The following is a 19962-nucleotide window of genomic DNA, read 5'->3' on the forward strand; positions in this document are numbered from 1 at the left end:
GATGGCGACCATAAAAGACGTGGCTGCGATAGCAGGTATTTCCTACACCACCGTGTCCCACGTTCTGAATAGAACTCGGCCTGTGAGTGACGAAGTGCGCAAAAAAGTCGAGGCCGCGATTGCGCAGCTCGATTACGTGCCCAGCGCAGTGGCGCGCTCGCTGAAGGCCAAGTCGACCGCGACCATCGGCCTGTTGATTCCTAACGGCATCAACCCTTATTTCGCCGAGCTGGCCAGGGGCATCGAGGACTACTGCGAGCGCAACGGTTTCTGCGTGATCCTCTGCAACTCCGACGACAATCTTGAAAAGCAACGCAATTACCTGCGGGTTTTGCTGGAAAAACGCGTGGATGGTCTGATCGTGTCGTCAGTGGGCGGAGGCGACAGTCTGGTGGACAGTTTGTCGGCCGTGCGCACGCCGATGGTGATCGTAGACCGCGATCTGGAAAACATCAGCGCCGATCTGGTGCGTATCGACCACGAGCTGGGCGCTTATCTGGCTACGTCACATTTGCTGGAACTGGGCCATCGCCATATCGCCTGTATCTGCGGACCGGCCCAGACCAGCGTTGCGCGCATGCGCCTGGCCGGTTATCGCCGAGCGATGCAGCAAGCGGCCATCAACGTCCCTGACACCTGGATATTAGAAAGCGATTTCACAGGTCCCAGCGGTCATCAGGCGGCGGGCAAGCTGCTGGACGGTGACCGCCCGACCGCGATTTTCGCTGCCAACGACATGGTCGGCATCGGTGTGTTGCGAGCCGCTGCGGAGCGTAACGTGCGTGTGCCGACCGATCTTTCGGTGATCGGCTTTGACGATATCCAAATGAGCCAGTATGTGTATCCGGCGCTGACCACGGTCGGGCAATCGATTCTGCAATTGGGAGAGCGTGCGGCAGAAGTGTTACTGCGGCGGATTTCGACCCGTGGCGACAGCCCGGTGCAGCAGTTGATCGTCGCGCCGAGTATCGTGTTGCGTGAATCCACGGCGCCGCCAACCAATGCGTTCAACGAGTTTCGCTGAACCGGGCCGAGAAGGTCCGGATTGAAGAGTACAGACGTCATGCAAGCAAAAGTAGTGATAGTGGGCAGCCTCAACATGGATCTGGTCACGCGGGCGCCGCGTTTGCCGCGCGCGGGAGAAACCCTGGCCGGACAATCGTTCGTCACCGTTCCGGGTGGCAAGGGGGCCAATCAGGCCGTCGCTGCAGCACGGCTTGGCGCGCGCGTGGCCATGATCGGTTGCGTGGGTGAAGACGCATACGGGGAACAATTGCGCGCTGCGCTGCTGGCCGAAGGCATCGATTGCCAGGCCGTGACCAGCATTACTGGCGAGTCCACCGGCGTGGCGCTGATCGTCGTCGACGACAGTAGCCAGAACGCAATCGTCATCGTCGCCGGGGGCAATGGCCGCGTCACGTCGGGAGTGGTGGAACGCTTCGATGAGCTGTTGAGTGGCGCCGACGTGATCATCTGCCAGCTGGAAGTGCCGATGGCCGCCGTCGGTCACGTGCTCAAGCGTGGTCACGAGCTGGGCAAGACGGTGATCCTCAACCCTGCGCCCGCCAGCGAACCGTTGCCGGCGCAATGGTATGCGTGGATCGATTACCTGATCCCCAACGAGAGCGAAGCCAGTGCATTGACTGGTCTGCCGGTCGACAGCGTAGCCACCGCCGATGCTGCCGCCACCGCGCTGCTGGCATCGGGCGTCAGCAAAGTCATCGTCACGCTGGGCGAGCATGGGGCGCTGTTCGCAACTCGGGCCCATTCTCAGCATTTCCCTGCGCCCAGGGTGAAACCCATCGATACCACCGCGGCGGGTGACACCTTCGTCGGTGGCTTCGCGGCGGCTCTGGCTGACGGGAAGTCCGAGTCCGATGCCATACGTTTCGGCCAAGTCGCTGCGGCGCTGTCCGTCACACGTTCCGGCGCTCAGCCTTCCATTCCAACCTTCGATGAAGTTCAGAGCTACCAGCCATGAAAAAAACTCCGCTGCTCAATATCGCCTTGTCACGTGTCGTCGCCTCTCTGGGACATGGCGACGTGCTGATGATCGTCGATGCCGGCATGCCGGTCCCGCAGGGCGTTGAGCTCATTGACCTTGCTGTTACTCACGGTATTCCCGACTTCGTCAGTGTGCTCAATACGGTGTTGGCGGAGATGCAGGTCGAAAGCCACGTCATCGCTGATGAAATGCGCGACAAACAGCCTCCGGCCCTGACTGTGCTCGAAGAACTCAACGCCGGCGGCCGTCTGGGCGAACAGCGCCTGGTCAGTCATGAGTCCTTGAAGCAATTGAGTCGCAGCGCCCGGGCGATCGTCCGGACCGGGGAGTGCCAGCCCTACACCAATATCGCCCTGGTCGCGGGCGTAGTCTTCTGACCCCACGGAACATGTACCACCTCTACGAAACAGGGAGTTTCCAATGCAAGCAAGCCGTCACTTTGTCGTTCAACTGATCCGGAGCGTTGCACTGTTGGCCATCTTCTCCACTACGGCAGCGCAGGCTGCCGAAAAGCGTGATCTGATCATCGACACCGACCCTGGGGCGGACGACGTGGTGGCGCTGCTTTTGGCGCTTGCGTCCCCACAGGAGTTGAACGTATTGGCCATCACCACCGTGGCGGGGAACGTGCGGATCGACAAAACCTCGCGCAACGCGCGCCTTGCCCGTGAGTGGGCAGGGCGGGAAGACGTGCCCGTTTACGCCGGAGCCGGCAGGCCTCTGGTTCGCATGCCCATCTACGCTGAAAACATCCACGGCAAGGAAGGTCTGCCGGGTGTGCAGGTGCACGAGCCGAAGAAAGCCCTGGCCGCAGGCAACGCGGTACAGTACCTGATCGACACCTTGAGCAACGCCTCCCCGCACAGCATCACCATCGCCATGCTCGGGCCCCAGACGAACCTGGCCCTGGCGCTCATTCAGGCGCCGGAAATCACTCAGGGCATCAAGGAAGTGGTGGTCATGGGCGGTGCGCATTTCAATGGGGGCAATATCACGCCAGTTGCTGAGTTCAATCTCTATGCCGACCCGGACGCCGCCAGAGTGGTGCTCGCCAGCGGCGTCAAGCTGACCTACGTGCCACTTGATGTGACGCACAGGATCCTCACCAGCGATCAACGGATCAAGCAAATCGAGGCCCTGAACAACCAGGCGGGCAAACTGGTCAGCGGCATTCTCAATGAGTATGTCAAGGCTGACATGGTCCATTACGGTTTGCCGGGTGGCCCGGTTCACGATGCCAGCGTGATTGCCTGGCTGCTGAAACCAGAACTGTTCAGCGGCAAATCGATCAACGTCGTGATCGACAACCGGGAGGGTCCCGGTTTTGGCCAGACCATCGCCGACTGGTATGACACGCTGGGGCAACCGAAAAACGTGTTCTGGGTCGAGAACGGTGACGCCCAGGGGTTCTTCGACCTGCTGACTCAGCGGCTCTCGCGACTGAAGTAGACGTTGATCACGCGTTGCTCAACGCGCCAGTCGAGTAACGCAGGAACATCTGGTTCATGAAGTTCTGCGCGCCTTCGGTGCCCAGTTCCTTGACCAGCAGATCGATCGCGATGATCGCCAGTTCCTCAGGGCTGCCCGGGCTGTGAGCACATTGTCCCTGCGGCCACTTGGCCCTGATGTCAGCATCGATAAGCACGATTGCCATGGTGTAGCGTCCCTCTGTGAAATGTCCGGTTGCCGCCGTCAATACCCGTGCTTGGGCATGCGAGCAGACCGTGCAGTAAAGCATTTTGTTGGCTTTTGTGCACTGCGACTTAGGCATTAAGGGGCTCCAGGGCGGCGAAGAGTGGATACAATGCCAAATGTTTTGTCACGATTTTTTCGCAATGAGCGCCACGGGCTCGGGCAGACTTCGGCGCTTGTCTGCGTCGTTGGTTGTCAGCTTTGCGGGCGTTGCCTGCGAAACCAAGCGTTTACTGCGCTGTCGCAGAGGTTCTGGTTCACGTTAAACGTAAGGAGGTTGTATGCCCTGGAAATACGCATCATCGGGTTTGATTCTGGCCGCGGTTCTGCTGGCGGGTTGCAGCAGCACTTCCGAGTCTTCGCAGCCAGCCGAAGGGCCGGTGGCTTCCGATTCCGGCTACTCCCGTTGTGATGCTGCCGCTGCACAGTTTGCAGTTGGTAAGCCGGCTTCCGCAGCGCTGCTGGAGCAGGCACGCGTCAAATCAGGCGCGCAGACCGCCAGGGTGCTTGGGCCCAATGACATGGTGACGCTGGAATACCGGTCCGATCGCCTGAATCTCAATACCGATCCGGCAGCCATGGTCAATCGCGTCAATTGCGGCTGACCGGTTTCATGCAGGCATAAAAAACCCCGTCGGTGACGAGGTTTTTTTCAGCACGCTCGGATTACTCCGCGCGAACCTGAGCGGCTTGCATGCCCTTTTGGCCTTTCTCAGCTACGAAAGAGACAGTCTGGCCTTCTTTCAGGCTTTTGAAACCGTCGGATTCGATAGCTTTGAAGTGTACGAACAGGTCGTCACCGCCACCCTGTGGAGTGATAAAGCCGAAGCCTTTTTCATCGTTGAACCATTTTACGGTGCCGGTTTGGCGATTAGACATGGTGTATCTCCAGAAACATAATTTTCAGTAGTGCTGTGCTGCTCAGGCCAACTGGGCACACGAGGGCTATCATAGTCGAATTGTGTGAATGCTGGACTTTTTCGGTAAGAACTTTGCGCCAGTGCCGCAAATATATACGGCTATACTCGTTGCGAATCGGCCCGTTTGCGCCTCTCTATCGTTCCTGAAAAATGTCCCTGGCATGGTTGAAGCCCGCAGAATACGCGGGCTTCGGTCATCGTTGCGCGGCCACGCATATCTGTTGCCGTTATGCTTGAGCAGCGGAATGTAAATTTTTTATTTTTTGCCTTTGAGACAGTTTTCCGCCACCGCGTTTTGCAGGCGAGAGGTCATTTCGGTACTCGGAGGCGTCGTTTTGTCATTCAACGAGGCAATTTCCTTATCCGAGAAATTCTTGTCGATCTGCTGTGCACCACATTCGCAATGGGCTTTTACGGCAGCAGCATCCATCTTTGGATTATTTTGGGTCGCCGCCGCAGCGCATTCGTTCATATAGGTTGACTTGGTCTGCGCATCCATCGCCGCATGAGCGCTGATCGGGAGAGCCAGCGCCAACGGTGCGAGGAGGGCGGAGACACGTAGAAGCTTCATGGTGGTTTCCTTCTTGTCTAATGGGCCCACGGATCGAGGGGCCCTGAACGGAGGTCTCGGATTATCTGACGGCAGTGAGATGTCGCAGTTCAGTGCCAGACAATCCCTACGCCGATTGTCGGCAGCTTTATTCACAATCCGTTGCCTGGCCCTGACGTAGAGCGGGTGGGCTGTGCTAGGATGCGCGTCCTGCAGATTCGCTCGCGTCTCGCGGGTCAGGCCTCGCTCGATGCAGGTCTGTCGATTTCGTACATTCCAGTCACTCTGGTTCGGTCAATGGTTGGCCCTCGGGCTCCTGCCACTGTGAGGCAGGTACACCGCCGAATCGCGTACTGGCTCTATCCCAACCCACGTGACCTTTGGTAGGGGTCACCACTAGGAGAGGAGGCGCCATGCCAACTATTACTCTTCCCGACGGCAGTCAACGTTCTTTCGATCACCCGGTTTCCGTAGCCGAAGTCGCCGCTTCCATCGGTGCAGGTCTAGCCAAGGCCACCGTTGCTGGCAAGGTCAACGGTCAACTGGTCGATGCCAGCGACATCATCGATGCCGACGCGAGCCTGCAAATCATCACCCCTAAAGATCAGGAAGGCGTGGAGATCATTCGTCACTCCTGCGCGCACCTGGTCGGTCATGCCGTCAAGCAGCTGTATCCGACCGCCAAGATGGTCATCGGTCCGGTCATCGACGATGGCTTCTATTACGATATCGCCTACGAGCGTCCATTTACTCCGGACGATCTGGCGGCAATCGAGCAGCGCATGCAGCAGCTGATCGAAAAAGATTACGACGTCATCAAGAAAGTCACCCCGCGCGCCGAAGTGATCGAAGTGTTCAAGGCTCGGGGCGAGGACTACAAACTGCGTCTGGTCGAGGACATGCCTGATGAAAAGGCCATGGGTCTCTACTATCACGAAGAATATGTCGACATGTGCCGTGGTCCGCATGTGCCGAACACTCGCTTCCTGAAGTCGTTCAAGTTGACCAAGCTGTCCGGTGCCTACTGGCGCGGCGATGCCAAGAACGAGCAGCTGCAGCGCGTGTACGGAACTGCCTGGGCTGACAAGAAACAGCTGGCGGCGTACATCCAGCGCATCGAAGAAGCCGAAAAGCGCGATCACCGCAAGATCGGCAAGCGTCTGGGCCTGTTCCATACTCAGGAAGAAGCGCCGGGCATGGTGTTCTGGCATCCCAATGGCTGGACCCTGTATCAGGTTCTCGAGCAGTACATGCGCAAGACTCAGCGCGAAAACGGCTATCTGGAAATCAAGACTCCACAAGTGGTCGACCGCTCCCTGTGGGAGAAGTCTGGACACTGGGCCAACTACGCCGAAAACATGTTCACTACCGAGTCTGAAAGCCGTGACTACGCCATCAAGCCGATGAACTGCCCTTGCCACGTGCAGGTGTTCAATCAGGGCTTGAAAAGCTACCGCGAGCTGCCGATGCGTCTCGCCGAGTTCGGGGCCTGCCACCGCAACGAACCGTCGGGTGCCTTGCACGGCATCATGCGTGTGCGTGCGTTCACTCAGGACGATGCCCATATCTTCTGCACTGAAGAGCAGATGCAGGCCGAATCCGCTGCGTTCATCAAGCTGACCATGGACGTCTATGCCGACTTCGGCTTCAAGGACATCGAAATGAAGCTCTCCACTCGCCCTGAAAAGCGTGTGGGTTCCGATGATTTGTGGGACCGCGCAGAATCTGCACTTGCGGCCGCACTGGACAGCGCTGGCCTGCCGTATGACCTGCAGCCGGGCGAGGGTGCGTTCTACGGTCCGAAAATCGAATTTTCTCTGAAGGATTGCTTGGGTCGTGTGTGGCAATGCGGTACATTGCAGCTCGATTTCAACCTGCCAATCCGTCTGGGCGCCGAATTCGTTTCGGAAGACAACGGACGCAAGCATCCGGTCATGCTGCACCGTGCGATTCTCGGTTCCTTCGAGCGTTTCATCGGAATTCTGATCGAGCACTACGAAGGTGCATTCCCTGCGTGGCTGGCTCCAACTCAAGCAGTGATCATGAATATCACTGATAAACAGGCAGATTTTGCCCTTGAGGTGGAAAAAACACTGGCTGAAAGCGGGTTTCGTGCCAAGTCCGACTTGAGAAATGAAAAGATCGGCTTTAAAATCCGCGAGCATACTTTGCTCAAGGTTCCTTATCTCCTCGTTATCGGAGATCGGGAGGTTGAAACGCAAACTGTCGCTGTGCGTACCCGTGAAGGTGCAGACCTTGGCTCGATGCCGGTCGCTCAATTCTCGGAGTTCCTCGCACAAGCGGTTTCCCGGCGTGGTCGCCAAGATTCGGAGTAATTATTATTAAGCGTGAAATGAGACAAGATAAACGAGCTGCACCGAAGGCCCCGATCAACGAGAATATCTCAGCACGCGAGGTTCGGTTAATTGGCGCTGACGGCGAGCAGGTTGGCATCGTCTCGATTGATGAAGCGCTTCGTATAGCTGAAGAAGCAAAGCTTGATCTGGTGGAGATTTCTGCCGACGCAGTACCACCTGTCTGTCGCGTGATGGACTACGGCAAATCGATCTTTGAGAAGAAGAAGCAGATTGCTGCGGCGAAGAAAAACCAGAAGCAAATTCAGGTTAAAGAAATCAAGTTTCGTCCAGGGACGGAGGAAGGGGATTACCAGGTAAAACTACGCAACCTGGTACGTTTCCTGAGTGACGGGGACAGGGCCAAGGTGTCGTTGAGATTCCGCGGTCGTGAGATGGCCCACCAGGAGCTGGGTATGGAGCTGTTGAAGCGGGTTGAGGCTGACCTGCTCGAATACGGCGCCGTCGAACAGCATCCTAAGATGGAAGGACGCCAGCTGATCATGGTCATCGCCCCGAAAAAGAAGAAATAACCACCAGGGCACGGCAGGCCTTGCGGTTATGTTTATCAACTGAATGCGGAGTATCCGAACATGCCAAAGATGAAGACTAAAAGTGGTGCAGCTAAGCGGTTTCTGAAAACCGCGAATGGCATCAAGCACAAACACGCTTTCAAGAGCCACATCCTGACCAAAATGTCGACCAAGCGTAAGCGTCAACTGCGCGGAAGCAGCCTGCTGCATCCGTCCGACGTGGCAAAAGTCGAGCGCATGCTGCGCCTTCGTTAATTTTGATCAAGAATAGAGGAAGTAACTCATGGCTCGTGTAAAGCGTGGCGTCATTGCCCGTAAGCGTCACAAAAAAATTCTGAAACTTGCTAAAGGCTACTACGGTGCGCGTTCACGCGTATTCCGTGTTGCCAAGCAAGCGGTAATCAAGGCAGGCCAATATGCCTACCGTGACCGTCGTCAGAAAAAACGTCAGTTCCGCGCTCTGTGGATCGCTCGTATCAACGCTGGTGCGCGTATCAACGGTCTGTCCTACAGCCGTTTCATCGCTGGCCTGAAAAAAGCATCGATCGAGATCGACCGCAAGGTTCTGGCTGATCTGGCAGTGAACGAAAAAGCGGCGTTTGCTGCGATTGTCGAGAAAGCTAAAGCCACTCTGGCCTAAGTCCCCGGCAATCACCGGACCCCGATCGGGGTTCGGTGTTAAACGTCATAGATAGGGGAAGAGCCTTGTAAGCTCTTCCCCTATTTCGTATCTGGAGTCTGTACATGGAAAACCTGGACGCGCTGGTCTCTCAAGCACTTGAGGCTGTGCATAGCGCCGAAGATATCAATGCCCTGGAGCAAATCCGGGTTCACTACCTCGGCAAGAAGGGCGAATTGACTCAGGTGATGAAGACCCTGGGGAATTTGCCGGCTGAAGAGCGTCCGCAGGTCGGCGCCCTGATCAACGTTGCCAAGGAGCGTGTCACAGAGGTTCTCAATGCGCGCAAGGCGTCGTTCGAGGAAGCGGATCTTGCCGCCAAACTCGCCGCGGAGTCGATTGACGTGACCCTGCCTGGCCGCGGACAGACCACTGGCGGTCTGCACCCTGTCACCCGGACTCTGGAGCGTATCGAACAGTTTTTCACCCGCATCGGCTACGGCATCGCCGAAGGCCCAGAGGTGGAAGACGACTATCACAACTTCGAAGCACTCAACATCCCAGGTCATCACCCGGCCCGGTCGATGCACGACACCTTCTACTTCAACGCCAACATGTTGTTGCGCACCCATACCTCCCCGGTACAGGTCCGCACCATGGAATCGAACAAGCCGCCCATCCGCATCGTCTGCCCAGGCCGTGTGTACCGTAGCGACTCCGATATCACTCACTCTCCGATGTTCCATCAGGTCGAAGGTCTGCTGGTCGACCGCGATATCAACTTTGCCGACCTGAAAGGCACCATCGAGGAGTTTCTGCGCGTGTTCTTTGAAAAAGAACTGGCAGTGCGTTTCCGTCCTTCGTATTTCCCGTTCACCGAGCCATCCGCTGAAGTCGACATGGAATGCGTGATGTGCAGCGGTAAAGGCTGCCGTGTCTGCAAGCAGACCGGCTGGCTGGAAGTCATGGGTTGCGGCATGGTTCATCCGAACGTGCTGCGCATGTCCGGTATCGATCCGGAAGAGTTTCAGGGCTTTGCCTTCGGCATGGGTGCAGAACGTCTGGCCATGCTGCGTTACGGCGTTAATGACTTGCGCCTGTTCTTTGACAACGACTTGCGGTTCCTCGCGCAATTTCGCTAGGTAGCCCGTAACGAACTTTTTAGGAGAGCAGGATGAAATTCAGTGAACAATGGTTGCGCGGCTGGGTAAGCCCGCAAGTATCCCGTGACGAGTTGGTAGCTCGCCTGTCGATGGCTGGCCTGGAGGTTGACAGCGTAACCCCTGCAGCTGGCGCTTTCAGCGGCGTCGTAGTCGGCGAAGTGCTGAGTACCGAACAGCACCCGGATGCTGACAAGCTGCGTGTATGTCAGGTCAGCAATGGCTCGGAGACTTTTCAGGTCGTCTGCGGCGCGCCGAACGTGCGCCCTGGGCTGAAAATCCCATTCGCCATGATCGGCGCAGAGTTGCCAGGCGACTTCAAGATCAAAAAGGCCAAGCTGCGCGGCGTTGAATCCAACGGTATGCTGTGTTCGCAGGCCGAACTGCAGGTAGGCGAGGGCAATGACGGCTTGATGGAACTGCCGACCGACGCACCGGTGGGCAAGGACTTTCGGGCCTATCTGGAGCTGGATGACGCCAGCATTGAAGTCGACCTGACGCCGAACCGCGGCGACTGCTTGTCTGTCGCAGGTCTGGCCCGTGAAGTCGGCGCACTGTACGACGCCAAGGTCACCCGTCCACAGGTGGCTCAGGTTCCGGCCGTTCACGATGAAGTGCGCCCGATTGAAGTGCTGGCTCCGGCCGCCTGCCCGCGCTATCTGGGTCGTGTCATCCGTAACGTGGACCTGTCGCGTCCGACTCCACTCTGGATGGTCGAACGCCTGCGTCGCTCCGAAGTCCGCAGCATCGACGCCGCTGTAGACATCACTAACTACGTGATGCTCGAGTTGGGGCAGCCGCTGCACGCATTCGATCTTGCCGAAATCAATGGCGGCATCCGCGTGCGCATGGCCGAAGAGGGCGAGAAGCTGGTTTTGCTGGACGGTCAGGAAGTCAGTCTACGCGCCGACACCCTGGTCATCGCTGACCACCAGCGTGCCTTGGCCATCGCGGGCGTGATGGGCGGCGAGCACAGTGGCGTAAACACCGCGACCACGCGTGACATCTTCCTTGAAAGCGCTTTTTTCGATCAGATCGCGGTGGCTGGCAAGGCGCGTTCCTACGGGCTGCACACCGATGCTTCGCATCGTTACGAGCGCGGCGTCGACTGGCAATTGGCACGTGAAGCCATGGAGCGCGCTACCGGCTTGCTGCTGGAGATCACTGGTGGCGAAGCCGGGCCGATCATCGAGACGGTCAGCGAGCAACATCTGCCATCCATCGCACCGATTGTTCTGCGCGCTGAGCGGATCGAGCAAATGCTGGGCATGCAGATGGATCCGGCCGAAATCGAGCGCCTGCTCTCGGCGCTGGGCCTGAACGTGTCCTCGGAGACGCCTGGCCAATGGCGCGTAAACGTCCCGAGTCATCGCTTCGATATCACCCTTGAAGTCGATCTGATCGAAGAGCTGGCGCGCCTATACGGTTACAACCGCCTGCCGGTTCGCTATCCGCAAGCTCGCCTGGCACCCCAGGCCCGCGCTGAAGCTCAGGGCGATCTGCCTGCGCTGCGCCGCTTGCTGGTTGCCCGAGGCTATCAGGAGGCGATTACCTACAGCTTCATCGATCAGAAGTGGTTTGAACTGTTCAATCCGGGCGTAGAACCACTATTGCTGGCCAATCCTATTTCCGCTGACATGGCGGCGATGCGCTCGTCGCTGTGGCCAGGCCTGGTGAAGGCTCTGCAACACAACCTTAACCGTCAGCAGGATCGTGTACGACTGTTCGAAAGCGGCCTGCGTTTCATCGGCCAACTGGAAAGTTTGAAGCAAGAACCTATGCTGGCAGGCGTCATCTGCGGCAGTCGTTTGCCTGAGGGGTGGGCGCAAGGGCGCGATGCAGTGGACTTCTTCGACGTCAAGGCTGACGTGGAAGCGGTACTTGGCTTTGCTGGTGCTCTGGATGATTTCCGTTTCGTACCCGGCAAGCATCCAGCCCTGCATCCTGGCCAGACTGCCCGTATCGAACGTGATGGTTGTGAAGTCGGCTATATCGGCGCTTTGCATCCGGAGCTTTCCAAAATCTTGGGCCTGGACCGTCCGGTATTCGTTTTCGAGCTGGTCCTGGCGGATGTCGCCAAGGGCCGGTTGCCGAAATTCCACGAGTTGTCCCGCTTCCCCGAGGTCCGTCGCGACCTTGCGCTGCTGGCGGATCGCAACGTCGCGGCCTCGGCGTTGCTGGACATTGTTCGTGAAAATGCAGGGGAATGGTTAACGGACCTCAGGCTATTTGATGTTTATCAGGGTAAAGGCATTGATCCGCATAGAAAAAGCCTTGCAGTTGGCTTGACCTGGCAACATCCATCGCGCACTCTTACTGACGATGAGGTAAACGCTTCGACGCAGCAAATTCTCACCTCGCTAGAGGAAAGGTTAAACGCCACGTTAAGGAAGTAGCGTATGGGGGCTCTGACGAAAGCTGAGATGGCCGAACGTCTGTACGAAGAGCTAGGCCTGAATAAACGAGAAGCCAAGGAACTGGTTGAGCTGTTCTTTGAGGAAATCAGGCACGCTCTGGAAGATAACGAGCAGGTCAAATTGTCCGGATTCGGAAACTTTGACCTGCGAGATAAACGTCAGCGACCGGGTCGAAATCCCAAGACCGGGGAAGAAATTCCGATTACGGCTCGCCGTGTGGTCACCTTTCGCCCAGGGCAGAAACTGAAGGCCCGAGTTGAGGCTTATGCTGGAACCAAGTCATAACGACGAGCTACCGCCTATTCCCGGCAAACGCTACTTCACCATTGGTGAAGTGAGCGAGCTCTGTGCGGTAAAACCGCACGTTCTGCGTTATTGGGAGCAGGAGTTCCCTCAACTCAACCCAGTCAAGCGCCGCGGAAACCGTCGGTATTATCAGCGACAGGACGTGCTGATGATCCGGCAGATCCGCGCGTTGCTGTATGACCAAGGTTTCACGATTGGCGGTGCGCGCTTGCGCATGTCCAGCGACGAGGTCAAAGACGATTCTCTGCAATACAAGCAGTTGATCAAGCAGATGATTGTCGAATTGGAAGACGTTCTGGTTGTGCTGCGCACGTAACTCAATCGATCAAAATACTTCCATCATTCAAAAGCTTAGGGTATATTTCTCGACGCTTTTGTAAGAAGCCCAAAAGATTCACGCCTAGTCGGGGCGTAGCGCAGTCCGGTAGCGCACTAGCATGGGGTGCTAGGGGTCGAGTGTTCGAATCACTCCGTCCCGACCATATTTTGTAAAGGGAATCAGCCACTTACGGGTTTGATTCCCTTTTTCATTTCTGGCCTGCGCAAAACCCGCGCAAAACTGGCGCAAAACTATCCGGCGATTTCGCTGATGTCGAGGTCGGGTATGGCCTCTGACCAAACCACTTCCGCGTGATCTTTCTGATAGTTTTTGGTCATCTCCTCACTGGCGTGGCCAGCGATCTTCTGCCCGTCCTTTCCGGCTTTCTTGTACAGGTGCAGCGACATTGCCCTGACTTCATGGAAGCCCGGCATCTCTTCTTCCTTCCATCCCTTGTAACAATCCGCCGTCTCTCGCGCTTCCTTGAACGCCCTGGTCAGATACCGCTCCTCAATCTTCGTCCAGTGCTCTTTCGTCTCGGCCTGCTTCTGCTTCTTGCGGTCGGGTCGCCGGTGAACGAGGAAGGGCGAAACGATATTGTCGCGGCATCTGCTAATAACTCGTTGCAATTCGTCAGTGACTTTGAACCGGATCCAGGCAGCATCGCTGGCCTTGGCTGTCTTCTGCTGGATCACGTACAGATATCCATCCCGCTGATCCTCGAACTTCATAGCGAGGATATCGGTGCGGCGCTGGGCGGTGATTAGCGCTAAGTCGATAGCGTTCTGAAGCCAAGCGGGCGACTTCTCCCTAATAGCTTTCAGGCCCTCGATCGTATGTCGTTTTCGAGCTTTCTTCTCGATTCTGCTGATGGTGTTGGCAGCCGGATTGTCCGGACACAGACCCTTGGCGGCGGCGTGGTTGAATATGTCGATTAGTAGCGCTCGGCACTGATTCGCAGTTCGCGGCGTCAGTTCGTCCAGCATTTCCGCGATCATGCGAATAGTTATCTGATCAACCGCCTTGCCATGGAAATGCTTGCGAAATCGCCGGAAGTGCACCGCATACAGTCCTAGCGTGCCGGGTGCCAGCTCGCGCGGCGGCAGAACCTTTTCCTCGTAATGAGTCAGAAAAGCAGTGAACAGCTCGGCGGATTCCCCCAGCACAGTCCCTACAAGGTCGCTCCCCTGCATGAATGCCAAATTCAGCTGCTTTGCCGCATCTACCGCCTTCATCCGGTCGGTGCCGAACTGGAACCACTTCCCATCAGTCGGGCGGCGATACCGGTATGTACCGCGCCTGTCGTCCAGGTAAAGGTTTTGCGGCAAGCCTTTATTCGACTTATTGCGCGGCCGTGGGACCATCATGCAGCTCCTTTCAATACCATCGCTACGAGTTCGTTTCCGGCCGAGTTGTTGAACGCGGCCCAGTCGATATACCAGAGTTTCCCGATTTGTTCGCCAGGCAGGATGCCGTTGCGGATGTAGTTGCGTATAGCCTGCGGGCAGGGTGGTGTGCCGTTTTCACCCCAACGCCGACGCTGGAACTCGCTGATCTTAATCAGTTCGCGCTTCATATTGGCTACCTCCGTCCGGGGTCTATGCGGGCTTAAACCCGATCTTTGTTGCCAATCATTTGGCGCGGCTTTGGCTCTGGGTCTACGTCAATGAAGCCGCTGCCGCGAAAATCACCATCAGTGGCGCGGGCCATGTCGATTTCGAGCTTCGCCGATTGGTTGACTTCGCTGGCTACCATAGCGACTGCTTTGGCCTGATCAGCAGATACGCTGCCGCTAAGCACGCCTTCCATAGTTCTCCCGAGGATGTCTCGAAGATCATTCAGATTTTTCATTCTCTGCCTCTATTTTTCTAAGTTTCGCAATAAAGCGGCCAAGATCTTGCGCCGACCTTTGATAATCGAGCGGGTATCGGGCAATCGTATTTCTCGACATTCGCTCGCTGGTAGTCAGAAGCTCCAGGTTGTCGAGGCTCACGTTTGATGGGTTTCCGTCCTTCAGCCTGATCACCATGCCGTTTGGTATTTTCCCGTGAGCTTGCTCCCAAGCGGCACGGCTGGACGGCACCCAATCGACGTGCGTGTCACCGGTATCGGATATCTTGCGCATGAGCCGGTTGCCATGCATTTGGTCAGTGCCCACCGGGGCGCGATGGGGGTTTCGTATCCCGGACAGACGCCGGTTCTTCATGTGGCGACTGTGCTTTGTATGCCTTTCCGCGATATCGGGACTATCAAGCCTGCGAAGGCCAAGAAGAGAGGCCTTGGCTCTGATGGCGGCATCGGTTCTGCCTAGGGCGGCGCAGATCGTGCTCATGGGCTGATCGGCGTATGCCGACTTCAACGTATCGATATCTTCTGAGGTCCACGCTTTCCTCATGGCATGATCTCCTCGCCGTACACCGGCAGGCATGTGGATAGATGGGGAAGGGGTTGTTCAGTCGATCTGGTAGTAGACGTAACAGTCCACGCCCTGATCCTTGAGTGATTTGTGCATTGCCTGCACGCCAGCGGTGTGACGGTTGCCAATTCCAGGCCATGGGGTGTAGAGGTGAATGCCTTGCCGGTGATAGCCGTGCGCCTTCTGCACATAACCTGGAAGGCCCTTCACTGAAGTTGCGCGCATACCGGGGATTGGAATAACCACTCGGTCAAGGTTCGCACTGCCGCCGTCGTCGGCACATGCGGCCGCCGCTGCTTTGCCGGCTTCGATGGCAATGGCAATCTTTGGGCCGAGCGCTGCGAGCTCTGCTTTGGTCATGGTCGGGCCCTCCATTTGAACGTAATCGGCTCAGGCGGAAAAAACAGGTGCCGCATGTTGGCGACGTTCACGATATCGGTGTCCGCAGGAAAGACCTCCAACGCATCCTTGTTGCCTCGCCCGCATTCGCGCTTCAACTGCATCAGCTCGTCCCACGTGACTTGGTCCACCCAACTGTCACCGTTGTGAAGGGCCCGGCACACGCTCATGCGCTGGAAGTCGTGGGGCTCTATGTAGATCTGGACTAGGAAACCGCGCGATCGCCACACCTCTATCAGATCCGGAGCGCCAAAATTCGGCCATTGCTCACGCGGCAGTTGGCGAAGGGTGGCTGGCTGCTTGGCGCTTTCTTTGGCAAGGATTCGCCGTTGGTTGCGATCTGGTTTTATGGACACGACAAAGCTCCTTCGCCGCATACGCAGCAGGCAATAGGGATAGGGTGGGGGTGAAGGGGTGTTATGGGTTCAGGCGGGCGAATTCGTCGAGGCAGGCGTTCCACTCGCAATCCAAGTCGCTCAGGTAAACCCTCCCAGCGGCTGACAACTCCCTGCGTTCCGGCAACACAACCGGGCGTTGCGGGTGGCAGTAAAGGGGCGTGTTGACCGCCTTGGCTGCCTCAGATGGCGTGTTCCAGTACAGCGTCATGCCGTGAATTTTCACTTGGTAAACGACCGGCTCATCCCCCACTGCGCGGGCATCCTCGGCGGGGGCGACGAAAAGTGGCTCAGGATCGTAATGCCCCTCGGCCAAATCTTCTTCTGTAAAATCAGCCTCAAAGGCATCGCGCTCACGCTTTGCTTCTTCGTAGGTTTTGAAAAAGCACGTTTCACCGCTGATCGGAACCCACCATGCAAAAGGTTTTTTATCACTCATCGCCTTCACCCTTCGCGGCTGGCGCGCTGCGACCTAGCCAGTTCCCAATTTTTCGCATCAGCTTGAACTCTTCAGGGCTTCTGCCAACGCCGTCATCGAACAGCTCCAGCACCTCTTCGAGCATCGCCGAAGCGTTCCGAGCATCGGATTCGGCGTTGTAAAGAGGATCGTTGAATACGGCATTCGCGGCTGGCGCGGGTTGGTGGGCATCTACACCGGGGCGCATTGCATTGCTGTCGCCAACGATTGCTCGAAACCAGTTGAGCATGGCGGCACCCGTGCTTATCGTGTGGTGACGGGCCTTTTCCTCGTCGCCTGACATCTGAGCCGTCATGGCTTTCTGGGCAAGATAACCGATTAGCCAGAACCAGTCGGCTGGGGCTTTGCCAGCGTCGTGATCTGTACCCCAACGGCCAATCTGATGCCCCGCTTCAAGACGCACGCCTTCAAACCAGTCGTCAGTGTGTGGCGTGTTCAGTAACTCCCGCGCCTTGGTCAGTTCGGATTGCAGGTCAACATTATCGCTGGCAATTTGCTTCAAAGTCCCGGTTAGATAGCTAACCTCGGCCTTGAGGGCGTCACGCTCGGCGGTCAGGCGGGTAACGTAAGCCTTGACTAGCTCTGCACGTGGCTCCGCCCAGGCGTGCCAGCTATTCCCGTTCTCTGCGGCCTCTGCGCAAAGCTGATCAATAGCCGTGAAAACTTCCACATCGCCAGCAGGCGGCACAGTTGTGGCGGCGAGCATGGCCTTGTAGCCCGCGCCGATGAATCCTTGCTCGCGGCTATCGACACTGGCAGCTGCGTACATTTCCGGCGTCGGCTCAACCGGCACAAGCTTCCACTCACCGCTCACGGCGGCGTTCTTCGTTTCTTCAGGCATAGCGATATCCCTGTAACCCATACAGGTTACTTTTCGAGATGTAACCGATAGAGGTTACGGAGGAGGTTAGGCGGCGGGCACGTGCTTCAACGTGACAGTGACCGGTCCATTGCGGTTATCGCCGGTCATCTGCCCGTCAAGCTCTTCAATCTGTTGGAGGCTCAGGTTGCGCCACTTGGCGATGAATGCATCACCTTTGAGAATCCCGGTCGGCGAACCACGACAGGTTGACCCGTAGCTGTAGGCATGCGCGTCGAGCCATTTCTGTGCGGAAAAGAGCGCTTGGAAGTCACCGACTTCGCTGAACGTTTTCGTGAACATGCTGATCCTCGCCAGTGGCGTGATTCAAAGTTGGGAATGGGTAACTCAGGCCGCGGGCGGCGCGTCGTGAAAGACATCCATCTGCGCGGCGCCATCCAGCCAGGCGGCCTCGATACGAGCTCGTGCCATGGCTGCGTAATCAGGGTTCAGCTCGCAGATGATCGACCGGCGGCCTTCCTGCATCGAAACCAGCGACGTAGTACCGGCACCGCCGAACGGGTCCAGCACAACGCCGCCGCGCGGCGCGCCGGCGAGAATGCAAGGTCTTATCAGGTCGGGCGGGAAGGTGGCGAAGTGCGCACCTTTGAAACTGTGCGTGGCCACCGTCCATACAGAGCGCTTGTTGCGCGTCAGCAGATCCCAACTGCTCGGCTCGCGGTCTGGGCGGTGCGTGCCTTTGTTCTGGCCGGGTATGGCCTGCTCGCGCTTCGATCCTTCGCGCTGAAAGCTGTCACGGTTACTTCTGGCTGACCCTTCCTTGTGGAACGCACCATGTCCGCCTTGGCCTGTTGAGGTGTCCCAGCCGGCCGGCACCGTAACTCGCGGCTTCGGTACCGCATCAAACCCGTGACCGAAGCCCACGCCTGATGGTGTCGGTCCGTACACCGCTGGTTCCCGGATCGCCTGCATGTCGCAGTGGTACCGGCGCGACTTGCTGAGCAGGAACAGGTACTCATAAGCTTTCGTGCAGCGATCCCGCGTCGACTCTGGCATTGGGTTCGGCTTGTGCCAGATGATGTCCTGACGCAGATACCAGCCGTCATCCTGCAGCGCGAACGCCAGGCGCCAAGGCATGCCCATCAAGTCCTTTGCCTTAAACCCATCCGGCGGGGTGCGACGATGGCCTCGCCGCACAGCCCCGCGAGTTGCTATCGACACCACGTCGTGTTTGCCGGCAGAACCCCCTTCGGCGTAGCCGCCGGCGACTGACGCGTAGCTATCACCCATATTCACCCACACAGTGCCGTCGTCGCGAAGTACTCGACGCACTTCGCGGAACACCGCGACTAGCCGGGCGATGAACTCGGCGGGCGTTTCTTCCAGGCCGATCTGGCCCTCGACACCGTAGTCGCGCAGGCCGAAGTAGGGCGGGCTGGTCACGCAGGTGTGTACTGACTTGTCCGGCAGCGTTCGCATCATCTCGATGCAGTCGCCGACCAGTATCTGGTGTTGCTGGCTCATGGTTCGATTCCATGCGAAAGCCTCCGAAAGTTCGGTGGCGAATAGGTTGGTGGTGTTGTTTATTACGGATCACGCGTCGTAAAGTGACGGCTTATCGGCTGCCAGGGTGGCGAGGACGATGTTTTCAGATGTCTCTTGGTTTGGCACTGTCATCCTGTACGGGATTATTTACTGGCCGATCTCCTTGGTGCTTTCGATTTGTCTGATTATCTGGGGGGCCTGCATCAAGAGCAGAGGGTGGAGCGCCATACTTTGGCTAGCTGCTATTTTTCCTGGGTTATTGGGGCTTGGAACTCTGTTCAGCGGTTTTTGATTCGACTGAGTTAGGGGAGGGTAGAGAGGCCGGCATGTTGTAAGTGGCGCGGTCGCGGCGTAACTATGCTTCGAAGTGGACTCCCAGGGACGCGATATATGTCAACCATGCGTCGTCGGCCCGGCGGCCACTTAACTTGTTAGGGCTTACACAATGACCCTTCGATCTTGCTCCATTGTAGCGTTGGTCCTGTCAGTGCTTGCACCTATTGCTTATGTCTCATATTTTTCTTGGAGTTTCGATCGGTGGGTCAAAGCGCATGATGGCGGTGTATGCGGTATGCCGTTACTTGGCGCGTTCGGGATCGGGCTGCTGACGATGAGCACTCTCTCCCTGATTGCCACCGGTTTTGGCGTTGCATCATTTCTCCGCATGCCAGCCCCCAGACCACGCCGACGCCTCGTAGAGTTGTTCTTTCTGGCGCTTCCGTTCCTGCTGTCCTCATCCGTCATTGCTACGGCCTTACTGTGGGGATAACAACTCATCAAGCTAAACCCACGTCGCCAATTACCTTCTTTCAGGGGCTAGGAGGGCGTGGGTAAAGTCAAGCCGTCTGCGCTGGGCGACGAGTCTGGTGATGCGCTTCATGGATGGCAGACCTCAATCAGCCGATACCGGGCGCCCGTGTAAGGCTTCGCGATCAGGCGTAGCCCAGGCATGGCGTACACAGCCCATGCCTGCTTGCTGCATCCGGCCATCATCGTGGCGTATTTGATAACGCTGATCGGGTCGTTTGATTCGC

Annotated in this window: 26 protein-coding genes and 1 tRNA gene; 14 read left to right on the plus strand and 13 right to left on the minus strand. The window is 57.4% G+C overall.

The annotated features are described in order from the left end of the window. Position 1: 1 nt before the first annotated feature. Genes CE491_RS15335 through CE491_RS15350 form a run of 4 tightly spaced genes read left to right on the plus strand, consistent with a single transcriptional unit; the run spans position 2 to position 3454 of the window. Complete coding sequence (locus CE491_RS15335; protein WP_110949170.1) at positions 2-1024, plus strand: LacI family DNA-binding transcriptional regulator; 1023 nt, start codon at positions 2-4, stop codon at positions 1022-1024. Positions 1025-1063: 39 nt separating this feature from the next. Next, entirely contained in the window at positions 1064-1981 is a 918-nt protein-coding gene (rbsK, locus tag CE491_RS15340; RefSeq protein WP_110949171.1) for a ribokinase, read from the plus strand. Further along, positions 1978-2382 (plus strand): D-ribose pyranase, encoded by a 405-nt coding sequence (rbsD, locus tag CE491_RS15345; RefSeq protein ID WP_110949172.1) that lies wholly within the window; start codon positions 1978-1980, stop codon positions 2380-2382. The genes rbsK and rbsD overlap by 4 nt, the downstream gene beginning before the upstream one ends. 43 nt (positions 2383-2425) lie before the next feature. After that, a complete protein-coding gene (locus CE491_RS15350; protein ID WP_110949173.1) occupies positions 2426-3454 on the plus strand; it encodes a nucleoside hydrolase in 1029 nt (342 codons plus the stop codon). A gap of 7 nt (positions 3455-3461) precedes the next feature. On the opposite strand, the gene CE491_RS15355 is transcribed toward CE491_RS15350, so the two are convergent. Beyond that, positions 3462-3659 carry a hypothetical protein gene (locus tag CE491_RS15355; protein ID WP_110949214.1) on the minus strand — a complete coding sequence of 66 codons (198 nt, stop codon included), beginning with the start codon at positions 3657-3659 and terminating at the stop codon, positions 3462-3464. Positions 3660-3978: 319 nt separating this feature from the next. On the opposite strand from CE491_RS15355, the gene CE491_RS15360 reads away from it, so the two are divergent. Beyond that, entirely contained in the window at positions 3979-4302 is a 324-nt protein-coding gene (locus CE491_RS15360) for an I78 family peptidase inhibitor (protein WP_110949174.1), read from the plus strand. Between the two features lie 61 nt (positions 4303-4363). Here the strand turns inward: CE491_RS15360 and CE491_RS15365 are convergent, their stop codons facing one another. Continuing rightward, a complete protein-coding gene (locus tag CE491_RS15365) occupies positions 4364-4576 on the minus strand; it encodes a cold-shock protein (RefSeq protein ID WP_007905882.1) in 213 nt (70 codons plus the stop codon). A 297-nt stretch (positions 4577-4873) separates the two neighbouring features. Further along, positions 4874-5188 carry a hypothetical protein gene (locus tag CE491_RS15370; protein WP_110949175.1) on the minus strand — a complete coding sequence of 105 codons (315 nt, stop codon included), beginning with the start codon at positions 5186-5188 and terminating at the stop codon, positions 4874-4876. Positions 5189-5580: 392 nt separating this feature from the next. Between CE491_RS15370 and thrS the strand changes: the two genes are divergently transcribed. The 9 genes from thrS to CE491_RS15415 all read left to right on the plus strand — a co-directional run bounded on the left by thrS (position 5581) and on the right by CE491_RS15415 (position 13038). Beyond that, a complete protein-coding gene (gene thrS, locus CE491_RS15375; RefSeq protein ID WP_110949176.1) occupies positions 5581-7503 on the plus strand; it encodes a threonine--tRNA ligase in 1923 nt (640 codons plus the stop codon). Further along, entirely contained in the window at positions 7503-8054 is a 552-nt protein-coding gene (gene infC / locus CE491_RS15380) for a translation initiation factor IF-3 (protein WP_199885129.1), read from the plus strand. The genes thrS and infC overlap by 1 nt, the downstream gene beginning before the upstream one ends. A gap of 60 nt (positions 8055-8114) precedes the next feature. Further along, entirely contained in the window at positions 8115-8309 is a 195-nt protein-coding gene (rpmI, locus tag CE491_RS15385; protein ID WP_002553160.1) for a 50S ribosomal protein L35, read from the plus strand. A 28-nt stretch (positions 8310-8337) separates the two neighbouring features. After that, the gene (gene rplT, locus CE491_RS15390; protein ID WP_007905879.1) at positions 8338-8694 is read left to right on the plus strand and encodes a 50S ribosomal protein L20; all 357 of its coding nucleotides are present in this window, start codon (positions 8338-8340) and stop codon (positions 8692-8694) included. Between the two features lie 104 nt (positions 8695-8798). Next, positions 8799-9815, plus strand: coding sequence for a phenylalanine--tRNA ligase subunit alpha (gene pheS, locus CE491_RS15395; protein WP_110949178.1), 1017 nt, complete (start codon positions 8799-8801; stop codon positions 9813-9815). A gap of 32 nt (positions 9816-9847) precedes the next feature. Next, positions 9848-12229, plus strand: a complete 2382-nt coding sequence (gene pheT, locus CE491_RS15400) for a phenylalanine--tRNA ligase subunit beta (RefSeq protein WP_110949179.1) — start codon at positions 9848-9850, stop codon at positions 12227-12229. Positions 12230-12232: 3 nt separating this feature from the next. Beyond that, positions 12233-12535 carry an integration host factor subunit alpha gene (gene ihfA, locus CE491_RS15405; RefSeq protein WP_002553164.1) on the plus strand — a complete coding sequence of 101 codons (303 nt, stop codon included), beginning with the start codon at positions 12233-12235 and terminating at the stop codon, positions 12533-12535. Continuing rightward, positions 12516-12872 carry a MerR family transcriptional regulator gene (locus CE491_RS15410; protein ID WP_108238075.1) on the plus strand — a complete coding sequence of 119 codons (357 nt, stop codon included), beginning with the start codon at positions 12516-12518 and terminating at the stop codon, positions 12870-12872. The genes ihfA and CE491_RS15410 overlap by 20 nt, the downstream gene beginning before the upstream one ends. An 89-nt stretch (positions 12873-12961) precedes the next feature. Beyond that, positions 12962-13038: transfer RNA gene (locus CE491_RS15415), tRNA-Pro, on the plus strand. An 88-nt stretch (positions 13039-13126) separates the two neighbouring features. On the opposite strand, the gene CE491_RS15420 is transcribed toward CE491_RS15415, so the two are convergent. The 10 genes from CE491_RS15420 to CE491_RS15465 form a co-directional block, all read right to left on the minus strand. Next, on the minus strand, positions 13127-14239 hold the full coding sequence (locus CE491_RS15420; protein ID WP_110949180.1) for a tyrosine-type recombinase/integrase: 1113 nt from the start codon (positions 14237-14239) through the stop codon (positions 13127-13129). Then, complete coding sequence (locus CE491_RS15425; protein WP_110949181.1) at positions 14239-14451, minus strand: hypothetical protein; 213 nt, start codon at positions 14449-14451, stop codon at positions 14239-14241. Before CE491_RS15425 ends, CE491_RS15420 begins: the two co-directional genes overlap by 1 nt. 32 nt (positions 14452-14483) lie before the next feature. Continuing rightward, the gene (locus tag CE491_RS15430; RefSeq protein ID WP_199885123.1) at positions 14484-14726 is read right to left on the minus strand and encodes a hypothetical protein; all 243 of its coding nucleotides are present in this window, start codon (positions 14724-14726) and stop codon (positions 14484-14486) included. Then, positions 14710-15270, minus strand: coding sequence for an HNH endonuclease signature motif containing protein (locus CE491_RS15435; RefSeq protein WP_199885124.1), 561 nt, complete (start codon positions 15268-15270; stop codon positions 14710-14712). Before CE491_RS15435 ends, CE491_RS15430 begins: the two co-directional genes overlap by 17 nt. A 57-nt stretch (positions 15271-15327) precedes the next feature. Beyond that, on the minus strand, positions 15328-15651 hold the full coding sequence (locus CE491_RS15440; protein ID WP_110949184.1) for a hypothetical protein: 324 nt from the start codon (positions 15649-15651) through the stop codon (positions 15328-15330). Next, complete coding sequence (locus CE491_RS15445) at positions 15648-16046, minus strand: DUF7694 domain-containing protein (protein ID WP_234407609.1); 399 nt, start codon at positions 16044-16046, stop codon at positions 15648-15650. The genes CE491_RS15440 and CE491_RS15445 overlap by 4 nt, the downstream gene beginning before the upstream one ends. 61 nt (positions 16047-16107) lie before the next feature. Further along, the gene (locus CE491_RS15450; protein ID WP_110949185.1) at positions 16108-16524 is read right to left on the minus strand and encodes a hypothetical protein; all 417 of its coding nucleotides are present in this window, start codon (positions 16522-16524) and stop codon (positions 16108-16110) included. Beyond that, the gene (locus CE491_RS15455) at positions 16517-17404 is read right to left on the minus strand and encodes a hypothetical protein (RefSeq protein ID WP_199885125.1); all 888 of its coding nucleotides are present in this window, start codon (positions 17402-17404) and stop codon (positions 16517-16519) included. Before CE491_RS15455 ends, CE491_RS15450 begins: the two co-directional genes overlap by 8 nt. A gap of 66 nt (positions 17405-17470) precedes the next feature. Beyond that, the gene (locus CE491_RS15460) at positions 17471-17725 is read right to left on the minus strand and encodes a hypothetical protein (protein WP_110949187.1); all 255 of its coding nucleotides are present in this window, start codon (positions 17723-17725) and stop codon (positions 17471-17473) included. Positions 17726-17770: 45 nt separating this feature from the next. Then, a complete protein-coding gene (locus CE491_RS15465; RefSeq protein WP_110949188.1) occupies positions 17771-18907 on the minus strand; it encodes a DNA-methyltransferase in 1137 nt (378 codons plus the stop codon). Positions 18908-19962 lie beyond the last annotated feature (1055 nt).

It is taken from the genome of Pseudomonas bohemica, assembly GCF_002934685.1.
GTDB classification, from domain to species: Bacteria; Pseudomonadota; Gammaproteobacteria; order Pseudomonadales; family Pseudomonadaceae; genus Aquipseudomonas; species Aquipseudomonas bohemica.